Here is an 18561-nt window from a genome sequence, read left to right as displayed (position 1 = left end):
GGCACGGCCCCGAGAGCGCTCCCACCGCCTCCTGGCGCCCGGGACTATGCTGATCGCCAGCCGCCGAGGAGGAGGGCCGAGGTGTCCGAGGCAGTGTCCCGCCCCACGCTGGAGGCCGTGGCCGCGCGGGCCGGGGTCTCCCGGGCCACCGTGTCACGGGTCGTCAACGGCGGGGACGGCGTGCGCGAGCCCCTCGTCGAGCGGGTGCGCCGGGCGGTCGAGGAACTCGGCTACGTCCCCAACCAGGCGGCCCGCAGCCTCGTCACCAAACGGCACGACGCCGTCGCCGTCGTCATCGCCGAACCGGAGACCCGGATCTTCACCGACCCCTTCTTCGCCCTCCAACTGCGCGGTATCAGCAAGGAGCTGACCGCCCAGGACAACCAGCTCGTGCTGCTGCTCACCGAGGGACGGGACGACCACGCACGGGTGGCCCGCTATCTCGCCGGCGGCCATGTCGACGGCGCACTGGTCTTCTCGCTCCACCTCGACGACCCGCTGCCCGGTCTGATCGAGGGCGCCGGTGTCCCCACCGTGTTCGGCGGCCGGCCCGGCTGGAGCGGCGGCTCGAAGAGCGCCGTGTACGTCGACTGCGACAACCGGGGCGGTGCCGAGGACGCCGTACGCCATCTCGTCGGCCTCGGCAGGACCCGGATCGCGCACATCACCGGGCCGCTGGACCAGACGTCGGCGGCCGACCGCCTCCAGGGGTACCGGGACGTCATGGGGGAGACCGATCCACGGCTGGTCGTCGCCAGCGACTTCACCCCGTCCGGCGGCGAGCGTGCCATGGGCGAACTCCTCGACCGCTGCCCGGACGTGGACGCCGTGTTCGCCGCCAACGACCTCACCGCGCTCGGCGCCCTGCGCGTCCTGCGCGAGCGCGGCCGCCGGGTGCCCGAGGACGTCGCCGTGATCGGTTTCGACGACGTGCTGCCCGTCGCCGGGCAGACCGAGCCGGCGCTGACGACGGTCCGTCAGGACATCGAGGAGATGGGCCGGTTGATGGCCCGGCTGCTGCTGTCCACGCTGAACCGCGGCCAGTCGCCGACCGGCGCGCCGACCGGCGTCGTCCTGCCCACGACACTGATACGGCGCGCGACCGCCTGACCCGTCTCCGCCCCAGGGCTGCCCTCAGGTCTGCTGCGGCTCGCCCTTGATCACCGCGAAGCGGGCGCCGTACGGGTCGGCCAGCTTGGCCATCCGGCCCACACCTTCCAGCGTGGTCGCCGGCATCCGCACCCTGCCGCCCGTCTGCTGGGCCTTCTCGACCACCGCGTCCGGGTCCTCGACCTCGAAGTACGGCAGCCAGTACGCGCCGACCTGCGCCTCGGCGGGGTCCTCGGCCAGCGGGACCATCCCGCCGAACATCGACGCGTCGTCGCCGCCCGCCGGGTTGACACAGGTGTAGGTGCCGCCGGGGAAGGGCACGCCGGAGGTCTCCAGCCCCAGCACCTTGTGGTAGTAGGCCGCGGCGGCCGCGATGTCCGGGGTGTACAGCTCGACCCAGCACAGCGAACCCGGATCGCCCGCCACGTCGACCCCCTTGGTCAGCGCCGGCTGCCAGATGCCGAAGGGCACGCCCGCCTGGTCGGCGAGGATCGCCAGGTGCCCCTGGCCCATCACGTCCATCGGCTGGGCGAGGACGCTGCCGTGCGCCTGCTCGGCCGCCTTCGCGGTGGCCTGCGCGTCCTCGCTCTGGAAGTACACGGTCCAGGACGGCGGACCCTGCTCCGGGGTGGTCTGCATACCGCCGGCGACGGTCCTGCCGTCCAGCTGGAAGAATCCGTAACCCCCGGCGTCGGGCCCCGCCGACTGGAACTCCCAGCCGAAGAGACCCTTGTAGAAGGAGACGGCGCCGTCGATCTCGGGTGTGCCGAGGTCGATCCAGTTGGGAGCGCCGTTGACGAAACGGGTGGTGAGCATCATCGCCCTCCTCGGAAGGGTCCTGTTCTCTGCTGCGCCGAGTCTTCCACCGTCCACTGACAATCGCTGCCCGACCACGCCCACCGAGTCCGGTTACCGTGGGTCACCCGACACAATCGCCGAGTTTCGAACTCGTTCCGCGTGCCGCCGTGCGCGGGCGTGGTGCCGAGGCGCATGATCGAGGCTGCCGCACTCTGCCGCTGTGGCGTTGAGCGGGCGTTGATCGAACGTTTTTCGCCGCCCGGCACGATCCTGGCCATGCACTTCGACACCATCACCCCGCCCCGCACGCCCGTCCCGGCCTGGCAGGCGCAGGCGTTGTGCGCGCAGACCGGGGCGGACTTCTTCTTTCCCGAGCCCGGCAGCTCGGTACGCGAGGCCAAGCGCATCTGCGGTATGTGCGAGATGCGTTCGGCCTGCCTGGAGTACGCGCTGGACAACGACGAACGCTTCGGTGTCTGGGGCGGCCTGTCCGAGAAGGAACGCCTGGAACTGCGCCGCGCGTCCCGCTGAACCCACGCCCGCCCGGGAAATGCGGTACGGCCGTACGCCCAGGTCCGGATACCATCCGGGGACGCGGCCGGACGTAGCGCAGAGGCAGGCGCACCGCATGGCATGCGGGACACGCCGGTTCGAATCCGGTCGTCCGGGCCGCGTGACGAGGTCCTGTAGAGCAGAGGCAGACTCGCCGCCTTGCCAAGGCGGATACGCCGGTTCGAATCCGGCCGGGACCGCGGTACGGCGGACACGGGGCGGGGCGGATGGGCGAGGCGATCACCGAGGCGGAACTGGCCGCTTTCCACGAGGTCGTGGGGAAGCTGCGGGCGCTGCCCGTCGACGATCCGGTGCGGCTGCGTGCCGAGCAGGTCGCCGCCTCCATCGCCCGCGACGGCCGGCTGCGCCGCCGTAAGACGCGCGGCACCGAGACGTCGACGGCCGACGCCGCAGTGATGGCCGCGACCGCGACCGGCGCCCTGGACCGCCGCGAGGACGCGCCGCTGGCCGTGCCCGGCGCCGGGGGTGTCTTCCGCAAGCCGCGTACCTGCTACGTCTGCAAGTCGCCCTATCGGCAGGTCGACACCTTCTACCACCGGCTCTGCCCCGCCTGCGCCGCCGACAACACCGCACGCCGCGCCCTGAGCACCGACCTCGACGGCCGTCGGGTGCTGCTCACCGGCGGCCGGGTGAAGATCGGCTTCCAGCTGGCGCTGATGATGCTGCGCGACGGCGCCGACGTCCTCGTCACCTCGCGCTTCCCGTACGACACCCGGCGGCGTTTCGAGGCGGTGCCGGGCAGCGACAGGTGGCTGGACCGGCTCACCGTCCTCGCCGTCGACCTGCGCGACCCGCGCCAGGTCCTCGGCCTGTGCGAGGAGTTGCGGCAGGAGGGCGAGCCGCTGGACATCCTCGTCAACAACGCGGCCCAGACCGTGCGCAGACCGCCCGAGTCGTACGCCCTGCTGGCCGCCGGCGAGCGCGATGCCCTGCCCCCGGGTACCCGGCAGGCCCCCGGGTTCACCCCCATGCGCCGGCTGGCGGGCTCGGCCGCGGCCCTGCCCGTCGCGCTGCGCGAGGCCGACGAGGCCGGACTGCTGCCCGACCCGTCACCCGAGAACTCCTGGTCGGCCCGGCTCGGCGACCTCGACCCGGCCGAGGTCCTGGAGACCCAGCTCGTCAACGCCCTGGCCCCGGCCCTGCTCTGCGACCGGCTGCTGCCGCTGCTGCTGGCCTCGCCGCACCCGCGCCGCTATGTGGTCAACGTGACCGCCGTCGAGGGCCGTTTCACCGTCCGCAACAAGATGGCGGGTCATCCGCACACCAACATGGCCAAGGCGGCGCTCAACATGCTCACCCGCACCAGCGCCGCCGAACTCGCCGAGCGGGGCGTCCACATGTGCGCCGTCGACACCGGCTGGATCACCGACGAGAACCCGGCGCCGAAGAAGGCCCGGATGGCGGGCGCCGGTTTCCGCACCCCCCTCGACATCGTCGACGGGGCGGCCCGCGTCTACGACCCGATCGTGCGCGGCGAGGCCGGGGACCCGGTGTCCGGGGTGTTCCTGAAGGACTACCGGGAGGCGGCGTGGTGAACGAGGAACCGCAGGACTCTCAGCGGGAGACCTTCGCCGGTGTTCCGCCCGTCGTGCCGCGCCCGGCCGCCGAACTCGCCCCGCTGCTCGACTGGTTGCGGGCCGGCCGCCCGGCCGGGGAACGGCTGGACTTCACCGCGGGCACCGCCCTGCCGGACGGCCGCCTCGACCTGTGCAAGCAGGGCGTCGGCGCGGCGGGCGCCGCCCTGATCGCCGAGGCCCTCGGCGAAGGGCCCACTCCGGTACGGCACCTGCTGCTCGGCACGGACGCGCTCGGCGACGAAGGCGCGGAAGCCGTGGCCGGTTCCGGCGCCGGGGTGACCCTGCTCGACCTGGGGCGGGTCCGCGCGGCGGCCGTGCTCGCCGCGGGCGACAACCAGATCGACCTGGCCGCCGCCGACACGATCGGCCGGGCCCTGTCCGGCTCCGGGCACCGACTCGCCCACCTGGTGCTGACCCACACCGGGATGCGCAGCCGCGAGGCCCACCGCCTCCTCGACCACGCGGTGCACGCCGGCACGGCCACCCGCTACCGCCTCGGCGCAGGCATCGCCGCGAGCGTCAAGCGCCGCCTGGACGACCTCAGCGCTCACATCCCGGCACCCGCGGTCCCGGCCGACGTGGCCGCCGTGCGCAGCGTCCACCGGACCGCGCCGCCGGAGGCCTGACCGTCAGCTCCGCCGCAGCTCCGTGAAGACCTCCATCCAGAACCGCTGCTGCCGCTCGGACGCCCCCACCAGGTAGGTCGCGCGCAGCTTGGCCGGGAGCAGCGCCACCAGGCGGCCCACCGCCGCACGGTCTCTCTTCAGCTGGGACAGCTCCGCGTTGGCGAGATCTGGTGCACCACGTCGCTGTCGTCACCGCCCTCGTCGGAGTGCGCGGCGGCCCTGCGCAGCTGGGATTCCCAGGCGTCGACGTCCCGGGCCAGCTCGCGCAGCCCGGTGACCGGGCGGCCCCTGAAACGGTCGATGAGGGCCGTCAGCGGCACCGGCGCGTACTCGCCGTCGCCGAGGTAGACCGTGCCCATCTCCAGCGGCAGGCCCTTGCGGTGCAGTTTGACGAGCCGCTCCAGGGTCCGCTTGGTGATCCAGGCCCGGCCCTCGTCGTCGATGTCGTGCTTCCACCACTCCAGAACCGTCTCGGCGTCCCGGCCGTACCGCGCGAGCAGCCACTCGTTGGCCGGGATGTCCTCGGGCTCGACCAGCAGCGACGCCGTGAACCTGGTCGACTGGGCGATGTTGTTCCGCGACACCAGCAGCTTGCGGCCCAGGTGGTACGGCGGATTCTGCACGGCTATCTGGGCGCGCAGGTTCTCGATCCGGCGTCCCGCCAGCGACCACTCCTGGGTGACCTCCATCAGCTTGGCGAACGCGGCCCGGTCCTTGGGCCGGTTGTACTCGTCCCACACGATCGCCTTGGGCTCCGGACCCGTGAAGGGCGCGGCGAGGAGGTTGTCGAGCGTGCCGTCCGGGGACGGCACCGGTGCGCACAGGTCCTCGACGTTCGTCACCGGCAGCGAGAAGTACAGGGCGTCCCGGCCCAGCCCCGCGCGCAGGGTCTCCCGGACCAGCTCCGTCTTGCCGCAGCCCGGCGGCCCCTGGAGCAGCACCGTCCAGCGGTTGCGCAGCGCCGCCCGCACCACCTGCCGCACCGGGTCCGCGACCGTCGCCGGGTTGGCCACGCCCACGCTCGCGGCGATCCGGTCGAGGATCTCGGCCGTGCGGTTCTGCCCCGGCCGTCCGTCCGGGCCCGGCTCGGCCAGCCGCAGCCGCTCGCCGTCGAGCAGCGGCAGGCCCCAGCGCAGCGGGAAGCCCTCGCGCGCGTTGGCCAGCACATGGTCGAGGGTGCGCGGAGAGAGCAGCTCGCGCAGCGCGGGGGAGAGGGACGCCCACAGGGAGAACACCGGACGCAGGTCCCACGGGCGGTACTTGGCCGCGAGGTGCCGGCGCCACGAGGTGTCGTTCGCCGTGATCCGCATCGTCACCATGCGGTCCAGGAGCGCCAGGTCACCACGGCGTGTCGAGGTCTCCGACAGTGACTCGTTGTCGGTGAGGAACACGCCTGTGCAGCCCAGGGCGCGCAGATCGTGCTCGCCCAGCGACCAGTTGCAGGCGATCTGCATCAGCTGCGACTGGATCGTGTCGCCCGCCTGCAGCGAGTCGTCGATCAGCAGCACGAACGGCCGGCCCGGCTTGAGCTGGCTCATCACCAGCTGGCGCAGCACCAGTTCGCCCGTGTGGGGGTCCCGGACCGGTGCGTTGACCAGCAGGTCGTCCGGGGTCAGGTTCGCCGCCGGCACGTACACCAGCGTGGTGTCCGGGTGTGCGCGGGCCAGGTGCGAGAAGAACGTCGCCGTCTTGCCCCCCTCGAAGAGCTTCCGGGAAGAGCTTCCGGAGGGACGCCCGGGTCGGTGACGGCGGCGGCGATCCGGTGCTCGACCGTCGGCGCGTGCGGTGCCCGGCAGCTGGCCCGGCCGATGCCGGCCGGCACGATCCGTCGTCCGTCGTCCGTCGACGTGGAGGCGGGCGAGGAGGTCCTGCTCGGCCGGCGGGGCACGGCTGCTCCCGGCACCGGATGCGGGCCCCTCGGGCACCGGGACCGTCCCGGCGCCAGGAGCGCCCGCCTTTCCCACGCCAGGAGCCGTGCGGCCGGGCCGCGCGCATCGCCGACCGGTCGGCGGGCGGCGACCCTCGCGCCGGCAGGCATGCGAGCGGCCCGCCCGCGCGGCACGCTGGTAGGAGAGCGACGTGGCGATGGGAGGAGTTCCCATGGGACACACCGAACACCGGCCCGCCACCCGGACCCGGGCCGAGAAGCCCGTAGGCGCCGGGAGCGTGTTCCTCTCCTTCGCCCCGTGGATCATCTTCGGCGTCGTGGCCAGCCCCAGCACCTGGGAGTACGCGGCACTGGCCGCGCTGATCGCCGCCGCCGTGCTCTCCGGCAAGGACATGCTCCGGGGCCGGTTCTTCCTTCTGGACATGGTCGCCATCGTGTTCTTCGCCGTGCTCTGCGTCCTCGCCCTCGCCCTGGACCGCCACGAGCTGATCTGGCTGGAGACGTACGCCCAGGTCATCTCCAGCGCGGTCGTGGCCGTCGTGGCGCTCGGCTCCCTGCTGTCCGACCCCTTCACCGCGCAGTACGCCCGTCACTCGGTGCCGCGCGAGTACTGGGACTCGCCCGTCTTCGAGCACGTCAACAAGGTGCTGACCGCGGCCTGGGGAGCGGTCTTCGCGCTGATGGCCCTGTCCACCTGGCTGGCCATCCTGATCCCGGCGGGCAGCGACTGGTTCAACTGGGTCATCCCCATCGCCCTGCTGGTCTGGGCGGTGAAATTCACCGAGCGCTATCCGGACCGGTACGAGCAGCGGACGGCGCCCTAGGCGATGGCCCCCGCGGTCACGACGAGCTCCCCGGTCGTGCCGTGGAAGCCGTCGAGGAGCTGGGCCAGCACCGCCCAGGCCTCCTCGCGGTCGCCGAGATGGTCCCGGACCAGCGGGCGCAGCGCGTCCTCGGCCTCGGCGGCGCGGCACGGGAACATCACGTGCCCCAGGGAGAGGACCTTCAGCACGTCCAGGGCCGGTCCGTGGTCCAGGGCGTACACGGCGGGCCCGTCCAGGATCCCCGCCTGGCGGACGCGGAAATCGAACTTGCGGTGCGTGCCGAACTGGGCGCGCAGCGAGGGCGGGCAGTCCGGGCGGACGGCCAGCGCCCAGCGGACGTAGCCGGGCAGGGAGTTCTCACGGTCCGCCTCGGCGACCGTCTGCCAGTGCTCACGCCGGTAGACCATGGAGGTGGCCTCCCGCGCGGCGGCCATGGAGTCCGACTCGCGCAGGGCCGGCACCAGTCCGAGGCGGGCGACCCGGTCCGGGACCGGCGGTGCCTCGTAGTCGTCGCGCAGGACCGGGTCGACCTCCACCGCCTGCAATCGCCCCGGTGCGAAGGGCACGCCGTCCAGGATCGCCCGCTGCAGTGCCGTGTCCCGGTCCGTGAGCAGCCGCCAGACGACGGTGTTGAGATCCGGGTCGTCCTCCTGGAGCATCCACAGCACCACCGATGACGGCAGCGCCGGCAGCCCCCAGGGGATCCGGCGCCTGGCCTCCCGGAGGTCCTCCGGCGCCGGCCGGGGCAGCCCGACACGCGCGCGTACCCGGTCGGCGTCCGTGGAGTCGATCAGGTCCAGGAGGAAGCCGACCGCCCGGCCGGAGGTGGTGTCAGCACGCATGCGCGCATGATGCCGCAGGCCACCGACAGGGCGCACCGGGAATTCCGGGCGCCCGCCCGTCGTGGCGTCACGCGCCGGCGCGCGCCGCCATCCGTGCCTTGCGCGCGGCCAGCTTCTCGTCGAACTTCGTGGCCTCCGCGTTCAGTCCGCCCATGAACAGGCCGAGCTCCTCCTGCGCCTGCAGGCCCTCCGGGCCGAGGCCGTCGATCTCCAGGACCTTCAGGTGGCGCAGCACCGGCTGGAGCACGTCGTCGTGGTGGATACGCAGGTTGTAGACCTCGCCGATCGCCATCTGGGCGGCGGCGCGCTCGAAGCCGGGGATGCCGTGGCCGGGCATGCGGAAATCGACCACGACGTCCCGCACCGCCTGCATGGTCAGGTCGGGGGCCAGCTCGAACGCCGACTTCAGGAGGTTGCGGTAGAAGACCATGTGCAGGTTCTCGTCGGTCGCGATGCGGGCCAGCATACGGTCGCAGACCGGGTCGCCGGACTGGTGGCCGGTGTTGCGGTGCGAGATGCGGGTCGCGAGCTCCTGGAAGGCGACGTAGGCGATCGAGTGCAGCATCGAGTGCCGGTTGTCCGACTCGAAGCCCTCGCTCATGTGCGACATCCGGAACTGCTCCAGCTTGTCCGGGTCCACCGCGCGCGAGGCGAGCAGGTAGTCGCGCATCACGATGCCGTGCCGGCCCTCCTCGGCGGTCCAGCGGTGCACCCAGGTGCCCCAGGCGCCGTCCCGGCCGAACAGCGAGGCGATCTCGTGGTGGTAGCTGGGCAGGTTGTCCTCGGTGAGCAGGTTCACCACCAGGGCGATCCGGCCGATCTCGGTGACCTTGGACTGCTCCTTCTCCCAGGCCTGGCCGTCCTCGAAGAGACCGGGGAAGTTACGGGCGTCCGTCCACGGCACGTACTCGTGCGGCATCCAGTCCTTGGCGACCTGCAGATGCCGGTTCAGCTCCTTCTCGACCACTTCCTCCAGGGCGTACAGCAGCCGCGCGTCGGTCCAGGCGGACGAGCTGCCGAGATGGGGAGAAGTGATCGTCACGGGAACTCCAGGGGGACGTCGAACAAGAGCGGATGAACGGGAGAAGACCGGCGAGCGGAGCCGGAACCTACGCGATCGTAGGCTACGAAGCCGTAGGTTACGAAGCCGTAGGTTAAGTGCGCTGTAAAGACCGCTGATCAGGCCAGGTGCGCATGGCGAATCAGGACATGCCAACCAGCCCCGGGACCCGCAGGTCCCAGGGTTGAAGAGGTGAAATGAGCACCCGTCAGGCGTACAGATCCCGCAGTCGCACCGAGAGGCACGTCACACATCCCTCGAGTTTCTCGAACTCGGAGATGTCCACCGGGACCACCTCGTGGCCGAGGTCGGTCAGCAACTCCGCCGTCTTGGGGGCGCTCGCCGACATCAGCAGCTTGCCGCCGCCGAGCAGCACCACATGGGCGCCCGCGTCCTCGGGCACCGCCAGGAAACCCGGGAACAGCGAGGGCCGGTCCACGTTCGGGATGTGCCCCAGAATCGTTCCGTCGGGCAGCGCGGTCACCGCCGACTTCAGATGCAGCACCTTGCTCACCGGTACGGCGACCACGCGCGCGCCCAGCGGCTCGAACGCGGCCCGCAGCTGCTGCACCCCGGCCGCGTTGGTCCGCCCGCCGCGGCCGACGTAGACGGTGTCGCCGACCTTGAGGACGTCACCGCCGTCCAGGGTGCCCGGTTCCCAGATCCAGTTCACCGAGCAGCCGAGGCGGGCCACCGCCTCCTCGACGCCGGCCGTCTCCTCGCGCCGGGACTCGGCGCCGGGCCGGGTGATCAGCGCGACGTTCTTGTACATGACGACCGTGTCCTCGACGAACACCGAGTCCGGGCAGTCGTCCTCCGGGTCCACCTCGACGGTCTCCCAGCCGTGCGCGCGCAGTGTCTCCGCGTACGCCTCCCACTGCTCCTGGGCGAGCTCGACGTCGACCTTCTCCCGCTCGATGTGCGTCACCAGGCCTTCGGCGAGGCGCGGGCTGGGGCGGCGGATGAGGGCCTTCTTGCTGGGCACGACGGGTCTCCGGGGTCGGGGTTCGGTCCGGCGCCCATTGCGGGGCGCCGGACCGCCATCATGCAGGGCGGGTCCGTGTCGACAAAACCCCCCGTTGTCAGGCTGTGCCCTCCCCGAGATGCGCCACCTCCTCCGGTGACGCGGCCGTCAGCTCCCCGTCCGCCATCAGCAGCCACCGCGTGATCCCGATCGACTCCAGGAACGGCAGGTCGTGACTGGCCACGATCAGGGCGCCCGCATACGCCTCCAGGGCCGTGGTGAGCTGCCGGACGCTCGCCATGTCGAGGTTGTTCGTCGGCTCGTCCAGCATCAGCAGCTGCGGAGCGGGCTCGGCCAGCAGCAGCGCGGCCAGCGCCGCCCGGAAGCGTTCGCCGCCGGAGAGCGTCCCCGCCCTCTGGTCGGCCCGGGCGCCCCGGAACAGGAAGCGGGCCAACCGCGCCCGGATCCGGTTGTTGCCGGCGTCCGGCGCGAACCGGGCCACGTTCTCGGCGACGGTCAGCCCGTCGTCGAGAACGTCCAGCCGCTGCGGCAGGAAACGCAGCGGCACGAGCGCGTGCGCCTCGCCCGCGACCGGCGCCAGCTCCCCGGCGATCGTCCGCAGCAGCGTCGTCTTGCCCGCGCCGTTGCGCCCGATCAGCGCGATCCGCTCGGGCCCGCGCAGGTCGACGATCCCCTTCACCCGCGAGCCGTGCGCGAGTTCCAGTTTCTCCAGCGTCAGCACGTTGCGGCCCGGCGGTACGGCCGTGTACGGCAGTTCGACGCGGATCTCGTCGTCGTCCCGTACCGCCTCCACCGCCTCGTCCAGCCGCTCCTTCGCCTCGCTGAGCCGCTCCTCGTGCATGATGCGGTGCTTGCCCGCGGACTCCTGTGCCGCACGTCTGCGCGCCCCCATGACGATCTTCGGCTCGCGCTTCTGCTCGAACATCTTCTGCCCGTACCGCTTGCGGCGGGCCAGTTTGACCTGGGCGTCGGACAGTTCGCGCTTCTGCTTGCGGAGATCGGCCTCGGCGACCCGCACCATGCGCTCGGCCGCCTCCTGCTCGACGGCAAGGGCCTCCTCGTAGGCCGAGAAGTTGCCGCCGTACCAGGTGACCTCCCCGGTGCGCAGGTCGGCGATCTGGTCGACCAGGTCGAGGAGTTCGCGGTCGTGGCTGACCACGACCAGCACGCCCGGCCAGGACGCGACAGCTGCGTACAGGCGCTTGCGGGCGTACAGGTCGAGGTTGTTGGTGGGCTCGTCGAGCAGCAGCACGTCCGGCCGCCGAAGGAGCAGCGCGGCCAGGCGCAGCAGCACCGACTCGCCGCCGGACACCTCGCCGACGGTCCGGTCCAGGCCGATGTGGCCGAGCCCGAGTTCGCCGAGGGTGGCCAGGGCGCGCTCCTCGACGTCCCAGTCGTCGCCGACCGTCTCGAAGTGCGCCTCGGACACGTCACCCGCCTCGATGGCGTGCAGCGCGGCCCGCCGGGCGGCGATGCCGAGCGCCTCGTCGACGCGCAGCGCGGTGTCGAGCGTGACGTTCTGCGGGAGGTGGCCGACCTCTCCGGCCACCTTCAGGGTGCCGTCGGACGGGGTGAGCTCACCGGCGACGAGCTTCAGAAGTGTTGATTTCCCTGATCCGTTGACGCCGACCAGGCCGGTGCGGCCGGGGCCGAAGGAGGTGTCCAGGCCGTCGAAGACGGGGGAGCCGTCGGGCCAGGCGAAGGACAGGGACGTGACGGTGACGGATGCAGACATGGGCGCCTCGCGGTTGCTTGCGGTGTCGGGGGGCAAACGCGTGTCGAGACACCGCGAGGCAGAAGCCGGAAGGGCCAGGGAGAGATCCTGCGCCGGGAGGACGGCTCACACGCCGAGGTCGAACGCCACAGACACACCTCACGGGTGTGACGCGGTGTCTCAGGACCTCAGACGAGCAACGTCCTTCTCCAATCGACGGCAACAGGACCGACGTCAACGCTAGGAGGGGTCACCTGGAGTGTCAACGCAATTAATCACCGGCGCGGAGCGTCAGGTCAGCAGGCGTCCCGCATCAGCTCGGCCAGGTCGTGGTCCAGGTCCAGCTGGAGGTGTTCGAGACCGGTGGGGACCAGGTCGCCGGTCGCCTCCAGGAACCGGCGTATCTCGCCCGTGCGCACGTGGACGACGGCGGTGCCCTCGGGGGCGTGGAACTCCAGCACGGTCCGGTCGTAGCCGTAGGGCCGTACCCGGACGTCCCCGCTTCCCTCGGGAGCGTGCAGGCCGGCCGCCAGCAGCTCGCGGGAGAACGTCCAGCAGACGTCGACCCCCTCCAGGGTGGCCGGGGCCGGGAAGGTCATCCGCACGGCGAAGGGGTCCTCGCGGTCGTAGCACAGGGTGGCGGGAATGCTCGGCATGCGCGGTGACGCGGCGACCAGGCGGGCCTCTACGGGCTGCTCGATGACGGTGGACAACGCCTTGCTCCCTCGTGACGGCTGTACGAACTTCCGGGCGTGTGAGACCTGGCACTGGAAGAGACGACAGAAGCGGCCGATCCGTGCACGCGAAGTGCGAGTGACCTCCGTCACCGGCCTCATTCACACCCGCGGCTTACCTGCCGCGAGGGACTGCCGGGCCCTCTGGACGGCGCCGTGACGGTCGGCTAGCTTCGCGCGCCATGAGGCGCTTGGGGAGCATGCGACGCACAGGACGAGCCCGACGTACCGGCCGAGTGGTCGCGGTGGGGGTGGCGTGCACGGCGGCGCTGGCCGCGCTGACCGCCGGTTCCGCACAGGCCACGACGCGGGCACCGCACTGGGTGCTCAAGGACACCGGCACCCCGGACGTGCGGTTCCGGGGCCTGGCCGCCGTCGACCGGAACACCGCCTGGCTGGCCGGTACCGGCGGCACCGTGCTGCGCACCACGGACGGCGGGACGAACTGGCGCAACGTCTCCCCGCCGGGCGCGGGCGACCTCCAGTTCCGCGACGTCGAGGCGTTCGACGCGCGCCGCGCGGTGGTCCTGGCCATCGGCGAGGGCGAGGCGTCCCGGGTCTACCGCACCGACGACGGCGGCCGGACCTGGACGGAGTCCTTCCGCAACACCGACCCCGCCGCCTTCTACGACTGCATGGCCTTCTTCGACCGCCGCCACGGCCTCGCCATGAGCGACCCGGTCGACGGGAAGTTCCGCATCCTGTCGACGAGCGACGGCGGCCGTTCGTGGCGGGTGCTGCCGGCCGACGGCATGCCGGCCGCTCTCGACGGCGAGGCGGGCTTCGCGGCGAGCGGCCAGTGCCTGGTCACCTCCGGGCCCGAGGACGCCTGGCTGGCCACCGGCGGCGGCGCCCACGCGCGCGTGCTGCACTCCACCGACCGCGGCCTCACCTGGACCGCCGCCGACACACCCGTCCCGGCGGGCGATCCGGCCAAGGGCGTCTTCGCCCTCGCCTTCCGCGACCGCACCCACGGCCTCGCGGTCGGCGGCGACTACCGCGCCGGCCAGGCCTCACCGCAGGCGGCGGCGGTCACCCCGGACGGCGGCCGCAGCTGGCGGCCCGCCGCCACCCCGCCGCCCGCCTACCGCTCCGGTGCCGCCTGGCTCCCGCACAGCCGCACCACGGCCCTCGCCGTCGGCCCCACCGGCACCGACCTGACCACCGACGGCGGCCGCACCTGGCGGACCCTCGACACCGGCTCGTACGACACGGTGACCTGCACACCGGACCTCAGCTGCTGGGCGTCCGGCGAGCAGGGGCGGGCGGCACGCCTGGAGAACTGAACCGCCCACCGCACGCGCGCGCGGCGTCGTACGCTCGTGCCCACCATGACGACGACCGTACGTGTGCCCGCGGGCTGGCCCGCGACCGAGGAAGCGGCCCTGGCCGTGCAGGACGAGCTGCGGGGGCGGGTGGTCCTCGACGAGCCGGGCCCGGCGCCCGGCACCGGGCATGTCACCGGCGTCGACGTGGCCTACGACGACGAGCGCGACCTGGTGGCAGCCGCGGCCGTCGTCCTGGACGCGGCGACCCTGGAGGTCGTCGCCGAGGCGACCGCCGTCGGCCGGGTGTCCTTCCCGTACGTGCCGGGGCTGCTCGCCTTCCGCGAGATCCCGACCGTACGGGCCGCCCTCGACGCCCTGCCCTGCCCGCCGGGCCTGGTCGTCTGCGACGGCTACGGCCTCGCCCACCCGCGCCGCTTCGGCCTCGCCAGCCACCTGGGCGTCCTCACCGGCCTGCCCACCGTCGGCGTCGCCAAGAACCCCTTCACCTTCGCGTACCACGACCCGGACGCCCCGCGCGGCAGTCACACGCCGCTGCTCGCCGGCACCGAGGAGGTCGGCCGGGCCCTGCGCACCCGGGACGCCGTGAAACCGGTCTTCGTCTCCGTCGGCCACCGGGTGAGCCTCGACAACGCCTGCGCCCACACGCTCGCGCTCACTCCGAAGTACCGCCTGCCGGAGACCACCCGCCGCGCGGACGCGCTGTGCCGCAGCGCGCTGCGTGAAGCCCAGGCCTGAGTAGCTATTCTGAGTACGAGTACGGATGCCGCTGTTACCGTTCGACGGCAGGCTGGCCCGCATGACGACACACCGTGCACCCAAGCCCGCGGCCGACCCCGCCCAGTCCGCCGAGCGCGCCGTGAACGCGGCGCTGGTCCTCGCCGCCGTGGCGGGGTTCGCCTGGATCGCCGGGATGCTCTACACCGTGGTGCAGTGGCAGTCCTGACGGCGCCCGAGTCATCTAGAACGTTGCAGCCACCCGGAACCCGATCCCGGCCGCCCGCAGCCGCTCGGTCAGCGCGTCGCCCATCGCCTGCGCGGTGGTGACCTGGCCGGACGTCGGCGGCAGGTCGTCGAAGGCCAGCGACAGGGCGGCCTCGGCGAACATCTTCGCCGTCTCGCCGTAGCCGGGATCCCCGCCCGAGACCTCCGTGAACACCCGCCGTCCGCCGCCCTCGCCGACGAACCGGACCCTGAACCAGCTGCGGGCCCGCTTCTCGGCGTCCGGTCCGTCCCCGGGCCTGAGCCGGTCCGAGAGCCAGCGCCGGGCCGGCGGCAGCTGGGCGGCCGCGGCGACCGCACCGACGGCCGCGACCCCGCCGAGCGCCATCGGCAGGTGCCTGACGGCCGCGTAGTGCCGGTAGCGGAAGTCGGGGCCGTAGCGGTCCAGCGCCTTCGCCGAACGGCGCACGATCTGGGCGTCTATGGTGGGCAGCGGCAGCGCCCAGGCCCCGACCTCGGGTGCGAAGCGCGGGACACTCGTCGGCGCGCTTGCCCGGCGGCTCAGCAGCCGGGGCTCGTGCCGGGCGCGGTCCCGCGCGGCGGCGATCATCTGCCGGGGGCGCGCGAACTGGTCCAGCGCGGAGGCGAAGGTGCCGCCGGAGAAGGCCGCGTCGGCGGTCACGAACCCGTCCACGGTCAGCGGCACGCCCTCGGGCAGCTGCCGGACCGTGAAGTACGCGCCCAGGTCGTGCGGGACCGAGTCGAAGCCGCACGCGTGCACCAGGCGGGCGCCCGTCTCACGCGCGCGTGCGTCGTGCCTGACGTACATCAGGTCCACGAACTCCGGCTCGCCGCACAGGTCCAGGTAGTCGGCGCCGGTGTCCGCGCAGGCCGCGACCAGGTCCTCGCCGTAACGGCCGTAGGGGCCGACCGTCGTGGCCACCACGCGCGCGTGCTCGGCGAGGGCGCGGATCGTGGCGGGCTCCGCCGCGTCGGCGCGCAGCACCCCGACCTCCGCGCCGCCCGGCAGCCGCTCGCGCAGCGCCTCCAGTCTGCGCTCGTCCCGGGCCGCGAGGGCCCAGCGCAGGCCTGCCGGCGCGTGGGCGGCGAGGTACTCGGCGGTGAGCTCGCCGACGAAGCCGGTGGCTCCGAAGAGCACGAGGTCGTAGGGACGGTCCGTCGTCTTCAGCCTGCTCATGACACCTCTCGGTCCTGCAACCCGCGCCGTTGTCGGTGGCTGAGGCTAGCGTGAGGAGTGCGGACGCACCCCCACGGGGTATCTTGACTAAGCGCTTGCTCGTCCACCCTTGTGCCCAGTGGAACGTGTTCTTAGCATCAGCGGTGTTACATCAGTTGTGTCACATGACTGGGGGCGGCATGACCACGGCAGGGACGCCAGGACAGGGCCCGCTCTCCGGCGTGCGGGTGGTCGAGCTGGCCGGCATCGGCCCCGGCCCGTTCGCCGCCATGCTCCTCGCCGACCTCGGCGCCGACGTGGTCCGCGTCGACCGGCCCGGCGGCCCGGGTCTCGCCGTCGACCCGGCCTACGACGTCACCAATCGCAACAAGCGCTCGGTGCTGGTCGACCTGAAGTCCCCGGACGGCCCCGCCCGCGTCCTCGACCTGGCCGCACGCGCCGACATCCTGATCGAGGGCTACCGCCCCGGCGTCGCCGAACGGCTCGGCGTCGGCCCGGGGGACTGCCACGCCCGCAACCCCCGCCTCGTCTACGGCCGGATGACCGGCTGGGGCCAGGAGGGGCCCCTCGCCCGGCGCGCGGGCCACGACATCGCCTACATCGCCCTCACCGGCACCCTCGGCATGATCGGCCGTCCCGACGAGCCCCCGGCCGTCCCCGCCAACCTGCTCGGCGACTACGCGGGCGGCTCCCTCTACCTCGTCGTCGGGGTCCTGGCGGCCCTGCACCACGCGCGCGCGACCGGCACCGGCCAGGTCGTGGACGCCGCCATCGTGGACGGCTCCGCGCACCTCGCCGCGATGATCCACGGCATGGTGGCCGCGGGCCGCTGGCAGGACCGGCGCGCGGCCAACCTGCTGGACGGCGGCTGCCCGTACTACGGCACCTACGAGACCGCCGACGGCGGGTACATGGCGGTCGGCGCCCTGGAACCCCAGTTCTACGCCGAGTTCCTCCGACTGCTCGGCGGCCTGGACGACCTGGCCGACGCCCGCAAGGACTGGACCCGCTGGGGCGAGCTGCGCGAGCGCGTCGCCGCCCGCTTCAAGGCCCGTACCCGGGACGAGTGGACGGCGGTCTTCGACGGCTCCGACGCCTGCGTGGCCCCCGTCCTCTCCCTCCGCGAGGCCCCGCACCATCCCCACCTCGCCGCCCGCGGCACCTTCACCGACCACGGCGGCATCACCCAGCCGGCCCCCGCCCCGCGCTTCTCCGCGACCCCCACGACCGTGCGCACCCCTCCCGCCCGGCCCGGCGCCGACACCGGCGCGGTGGCCCGCGACTGGGACCTGCCGGCCCTCCTCGACGGCCACGCCGACGACCACGACCACGCCGACGACCAAGCCGACGATCACGCCGACGACCACGACAAGGACGCCACCTGATGGAGCTCTCGACCTTCCTCGACTACGCGGGCGACCCGCGCACCGCCGCGGACCAGGCGGCCGCGCTGGAGTCGGCGGGCCTCGACGCGGTCTGGGTCGCGGAGGCCTACGGCTTCGACTCGCCCACGATCATGGGCTACCTGGCCGCCCGCACCGAACGGATGAAGATCGGCTCCGCGATCCTCAACGTCTACTCCCGCACCCCCGCCCTCATCGCCCAGACGGCCGCCGGCCTCGACGCGATCTCCGGCGGTCGCGCGATCATCGGACTCGGCGCCTCCGGCCCGCAGGTGGTCGAGGGCTGGCACGGAAAGGCGTACGACAAGCCCCTCGGCCGTACCCGCGAGACGATCGAGCTGACCCGGCGGATCCTGCGCCGCGAGACCATCGACCACCACGGCATCACCGACATGCCCCGCCCCGGCGGCCTCGGCAAGCCCCTGAAGATCCTCACCAGGCCGGTCCGCCCCGACGTCCCGCTCTACGTGGCCTCGCTGGGCCCCGCCAACGTCCGGATGACCGCCGAGATCGCCGACGGCTGGCTGCCCACCCTGTTCATCCCCGAGAAGGCCCACCAGGTCTGGGGCACGCCCCTGGCGGAGGGCGCCGCCCGCCGGGACCCGGCCCTCGGCGAGCTGAAGATCGTCGCCGGCGGCCTGCTCGCCATCGGCGCGGACGCGGCCGCCGCCCGGGACCTGGTCCGCCCCAGGATCGCCCTGTACGTCGGCGGCATGGGTGCACCCGGCAAGAACTTCTACAACGACCTCGCCGTCGCCTACGGCTACGAGAAGGAGGCCCGGCTCATCCAGGAGCTGTACCTCGACGGCCGGCAGCGGGACGCCGCGGCGGCCGTACCGGACGAGTTCTGCGAGCTCATATCCCTGTGCGGCCCGGAGGGTTACGTCCGCGACCGTATCGCCGCCTTCCGCGAGGCCGGCGTGACCATGCTGGACATCACCCCCGTCGGCCCGGATCCGGCCCGCCTGGTCGAGACCGTCAAGAACTGGCTCTGACCCTCA

At 72.8% G+C, this 18561-nt stretch carries 17 protein-coding genes, 2 tRNA genes and 1 pseudogene; 12 read left to right on the top strand and 8 right to left on the bottom strand.

Annotation, left to right across the window (positions count from 1 at the left end; translation table 11 throughout):
- The first annotated feature begins 81 nt into the window (after positions 1-81).
- Positions 82-1110, top strand: a complete 1029-nt coding sequence (locus SSP29_RS47785; RefSeq protein WP_089107285.1) for a LacI family DNA-binding transcriptional regulator — start codon at positions 82-84, stop codon at positions 1108-1110.
- A 24-nt stretch (positions 1111-1134) separates the two neighbouring features.
- Here SSP29_RS47785 and SSP29_RS47780 read toward each other — a convergent pair whose 3' ends face one another.
- On the bottom strand, positions 1135-1926 hold the full coding sequence (locus SSP29_RS47780) for a VOC family protein (protein ID WP_089107319.1): 792 nt from the start codon (positions 1924-1926) through the stop codon (positions 1135-1137).
- A gap of 258 nt (positions 1927-2184) precedes the next feature.
- Here SSP29_RS47780 and SSP29_RS47775 point away from each other — a divergent pair, with 258 nt between their 5' ends.
- From SSP29_RS47775 to SSP29_RS47755, 5 genes are all read left to right on the top strand, one after another.
- Positions 2185-2439, top strand: a complete 255-nt coding sequence (locus tag SSP29_RS47775; protein ID WP_174856072.1) for a WhiB family transcriptional regulator — start codon at positions 2185-2187, stop codon at positions 2437-2439.
- 67 nt (positions 2440-2506) lie between these two features.
- A tRNA-Ala gene (locus SSP29_RS47770) sits at positions 2507-2577 on the top strand.
- A gap of 11 nt (positions 2578-2588) precedes the next feature.
- Positions 2589-2660 (top strand) — tRNA-Gly (locus tag SSP29_RS47765).
- A gap of 27 nt (positions 2661-2687) precedes the next feature.
- Entirely contained in the window at positions 2688-4016 is a 1329-nt protein-coding gene (locus SSP29_RS47760; protein WP_089107283.1) for an SDR family NAD(P)-dependent oxidoreductase, read from the top strand.
- Positions 4010-4684, top strand: a complete 675-nt coding sequence (locus SSP29_RS47755) for a hypothetical protein (protein WP_089107282.1) — start codon at positions 4010-4012, stop codon at positions 4682-4684. The genes SSP29_RS47760 and SSP29_RS47755 overlap by 7 nt, the downstream gene beginning before the upstream one ends.
- Positions 4685-4687: 3 nt before the next feature.
- On the opposite strand, the pseudogene SSP29_RS47750 reads toward SSP29_RS47755, so the two are convergent.
- Positions 4688-6378, bottom strand: a pseudogene (locus SSP29_RS47750) (P-loop NTPase family protein); the annotation flags it as partial.
- A 406-nt stretch (positions 6379-6784) separates the two neighbouring features.
- On the opposite strand from SSP29_RS47750, the gene SSP29_RS47745 reads away from it, so the two are divergent.
- The gene (locus tag SSP29_RS47745) at positions 6785-7396 is read left to right on the top strand and encodes a hypothetical protein (protein WP_089107281.1); all 612 of its coding nucleotides are present in this window, start codon (positions 6785-6787) and stop codon (positions 7394-7396) included.
- On the opposite strand, the gene SSP29_RS47740 is transcribed toward SSP29_RS47745, so the two are convergent.
- The 5 genes from SSP29_RS47740 to ssgD form a co-directional block, all read right to left on the bottom strand.
- Complete coding sequence (locus SSP29_RS47740; protein WP_089107280.1) at positions 7393-8238, bottom strand: hypothetical protein; 846 nt, start codon at positions 8236-8238, stop codon at positions 7393-7395. The two genes, SSP29_RS47745 and SSP29_RS47740, sit on opposite strands and share 4 nt — an antisense overlap.
- 67 nt (positions 8239-8305) lie before the next feature.
- Positions 8306-9280 (bottom strand): acyl-ACP desaturase, encoded by a 975-nt coding sequence (locus SSP29_RS47735; RefSeq protein WP_089107279.1) that lies wholly within the window; start codon positions 9278-9280, stop codon positions 8306-8308.
- A gap of 226 nt (positions 9281-9506) precedes the next feature.
- On the bottom strand, positions 9507-10283 hold the full coding sequence (gene ddaH / locus SSP29_RS47730; RefSeq protein WP_089107278.1) for a dimethylargininase: 777 nt from the start codon (positions 10281-10283) through the stop codon (positions 9507-9509).
- 97 nt (positions 10284-10380) lie between these two features.
- A complete protein-coding gene (locus SSP29_RS47725) occupies positions 10381-12018 on the bottom strand; it encodes an ABC-F family ATP-binding cassette domain-containing protein (RefSeq protein WP_089107277.1) in 1638 nt (545 codons plus the stop codon).
- 275 nt (positions 12019-12293) lie between these two features.
- Complete coding sequence (gene ssgD / locus SSP29_RS47720; protein ID WP_089107276.1) at positions 12294-12710, bottom strand: spore wall synthesis regulator SsgD; 417 nt, start codon at positions 12708-12710, stop codon at positions 12294-12296.
- A gap of 221 nt (positions 12711-12931) precedes the next feature.
- Between ssgD and SSP29_RS47715 the strand changes: the two genes are divergently transcribed.
- The 3 genes from SSP29_RS47715 (at position 12932) to mmpA (ending at position 14963) form a co-directional block, all read left to right on the top strand.
- A complete protein-coding gene (locus SSP29_RS47715) occupies positions 12932-14017 on the top strand; it encodes a WD40/YVTN/BNR-like repeat-containing protein (RefSeq protein ID WP_089107275.1) in 1086 nt (361 codons plus the stop codon).
- Between the two features lie 45 nt (positions 14018-14062).
- Positions 14063-14755, top strand: a complete 693-nt coding sequence (locus SSP29_RS47710; protein WP_089107274.1) for an endonuclease V — start codon at positions 14063-14065, stop codon at positions 14753-14755.
- A 61-nt stretch (positions 14756-14816) separates the two neighbouring features.
- Positions 14817-14963: a morphogenic membrane protein MmpA gene (mmpA, locus tag SSP29_RS57940; RefSeq protein ID WP_174856069.1), complete on the top strand. Its 147-nt coding sequence runs from the start codon at positions 14817-14819 to the stop codon at positions 14961-14963.
- A 15-nt stretch (positions 14964-14978) separates the two neighbouring features.
- On the opposite strand, the gene SSP29_RS47700 is transcribed toward mmpA, so the two are convergent.
- Complete coding sequence (locus tag SSP29_RS47700; protein ID WP_089107272.1) at positions 14979-16157, bottom strand: saccharopine dehydrogenase family protein; 1179 nt, start codon at positions 16155-16157, stop codon at positions 14979-14981.
- 179 nt (positions 16158-16336) lie between these two features.
- Between SSP29_RS47700 and SSP29_RS47695 the strand changes: the two genes are divergently transcribed.
- A complete protein-coding gene (locus SSP29_RS47695; protein ID WP_245883569.1) occupies positions 16337-17542 on the top strand; it encodes a CaiB/BaiF CoA transferase family protein in 1206 nt (401 codons plus the stop codon).
- Positions 17542-18555: an LLM class F420-dependent oxidoreductase gene (locus SSP29_RS47690; RefSeq protein ID WP_089107271.1), complete on the top strand. Its 1014-nt coding sequence runs from the start codon at positions 17542-17544 to the stop codon at positions 18553-18555. The genes SSP29_RS47695 and SSP29_RS47690 overlap by 1 nt, the downstream gene beginning before the upstream one ends.
- Positions 18556-18561: the final 6 nt, after the last annotated feature.

The organism is Streptomyces hyaluromycini (assembly GCF_002217755.1).
Classification (GTDB): Bacteria; Actinomycetota; Actinomycetes; order Streptomycetales; family Streptomycetaceae; genus Streptomyces; species Streptomyces hyaluromycini.
The sequence above is the reverse complement of the archived record's forward strand: the minus strand, read 5'-3'. Positions and strand labels throughout refer to the sequence as shown.

Excerpts from the sequence above, each read along its gene's own strand:
- SSP29_RS47780 (WP_089107319.1), bottom strand. The coding sequence starts at position 1,926 with ATGCTCACCACCCGTTTCGTCAACGGCGCTCCCAACTGGATCGACCTC.
- SSP29_RS47775 (WP_174856072.1), top strand. The coding sequence starts at position 2,185 with ATGCACTTCGACACCATCACCCCGCCCCGCACGCCCGTCCCGGCCTGG.
- SSP29_RS47760 (WP_089107283.1), top strand. The coding sequence starts at position 2,688 with ATGGGCGAGGCGATCACCGAGGCGGAACTGGCCGCTTTCCACGAGGTC.
- SSP29_RS47745 (WP_089107281.1), top strand. The coding sequence starts at position 6,785 with ATGGGACACACCGAACACCGGCCCGCCACCCGGACCCGGGCCGAGAAG.
- SSP29_RS47740 (WP_089107280.1), bottom strand. The coding sequence starts at position 8,238 with ATGCGTGCTGACACCACCTCCGGCCGGGCGGTCGGCTTCCTCCTGGAC.
- SSP29_RS47725 (WP_089107277.1), bottom strand. The coding sequence starts at position 12,018 with ATGTCTGCATCCGTCACCGTCACGTCCCTGTCCTTCGCCTGGCCCGAC.
- SSP29_RS47715 (WP_089107275.1), top strand. The coding sequence starts at position 12,932 with ATGCGACGCACAGGACGAGCCCGACGTACCGGCCGAGTGGTCGCGGTG.
- SSP29_RS47710 (WP_089107274.1), top strand. The coding sequence starts at position 14,063 with ATGACGACGACCGTACGTGTGCCCGCGGGCTGGCCCGCGACCGAGGAA.
- mmpA (WP_174856069.1), top strand. The coding sequence starts at position 14,817 with ATGACGACACACCGTGCACCCAAGCCCGCGGCCGACCCCGCCCAGTCC.
- SSP29_RS47700 (WP_089107272.1), bottom strand. The coding sequence starts at position 16,157 with ATGAGCAGGCTGAAGACGACGGACCGTCCCTACGACCTCGTGCTCTTC.
- SSP29_RS47695 (WP_245883569.1), top strand. The coding sequence starts at position 16,337 with ATGACCACGGCAGGGACGCCAGGACAGGGCCCGCTCTCCGGCGTGCGG.
- SSP29_RS47690 (WP_089107271.1), top strand. The coding sequence starts at position 17,542 with ATGGAGCTCTCGACCTTCCTCGACTACGCGGGCGACCCGCGCACCGCC.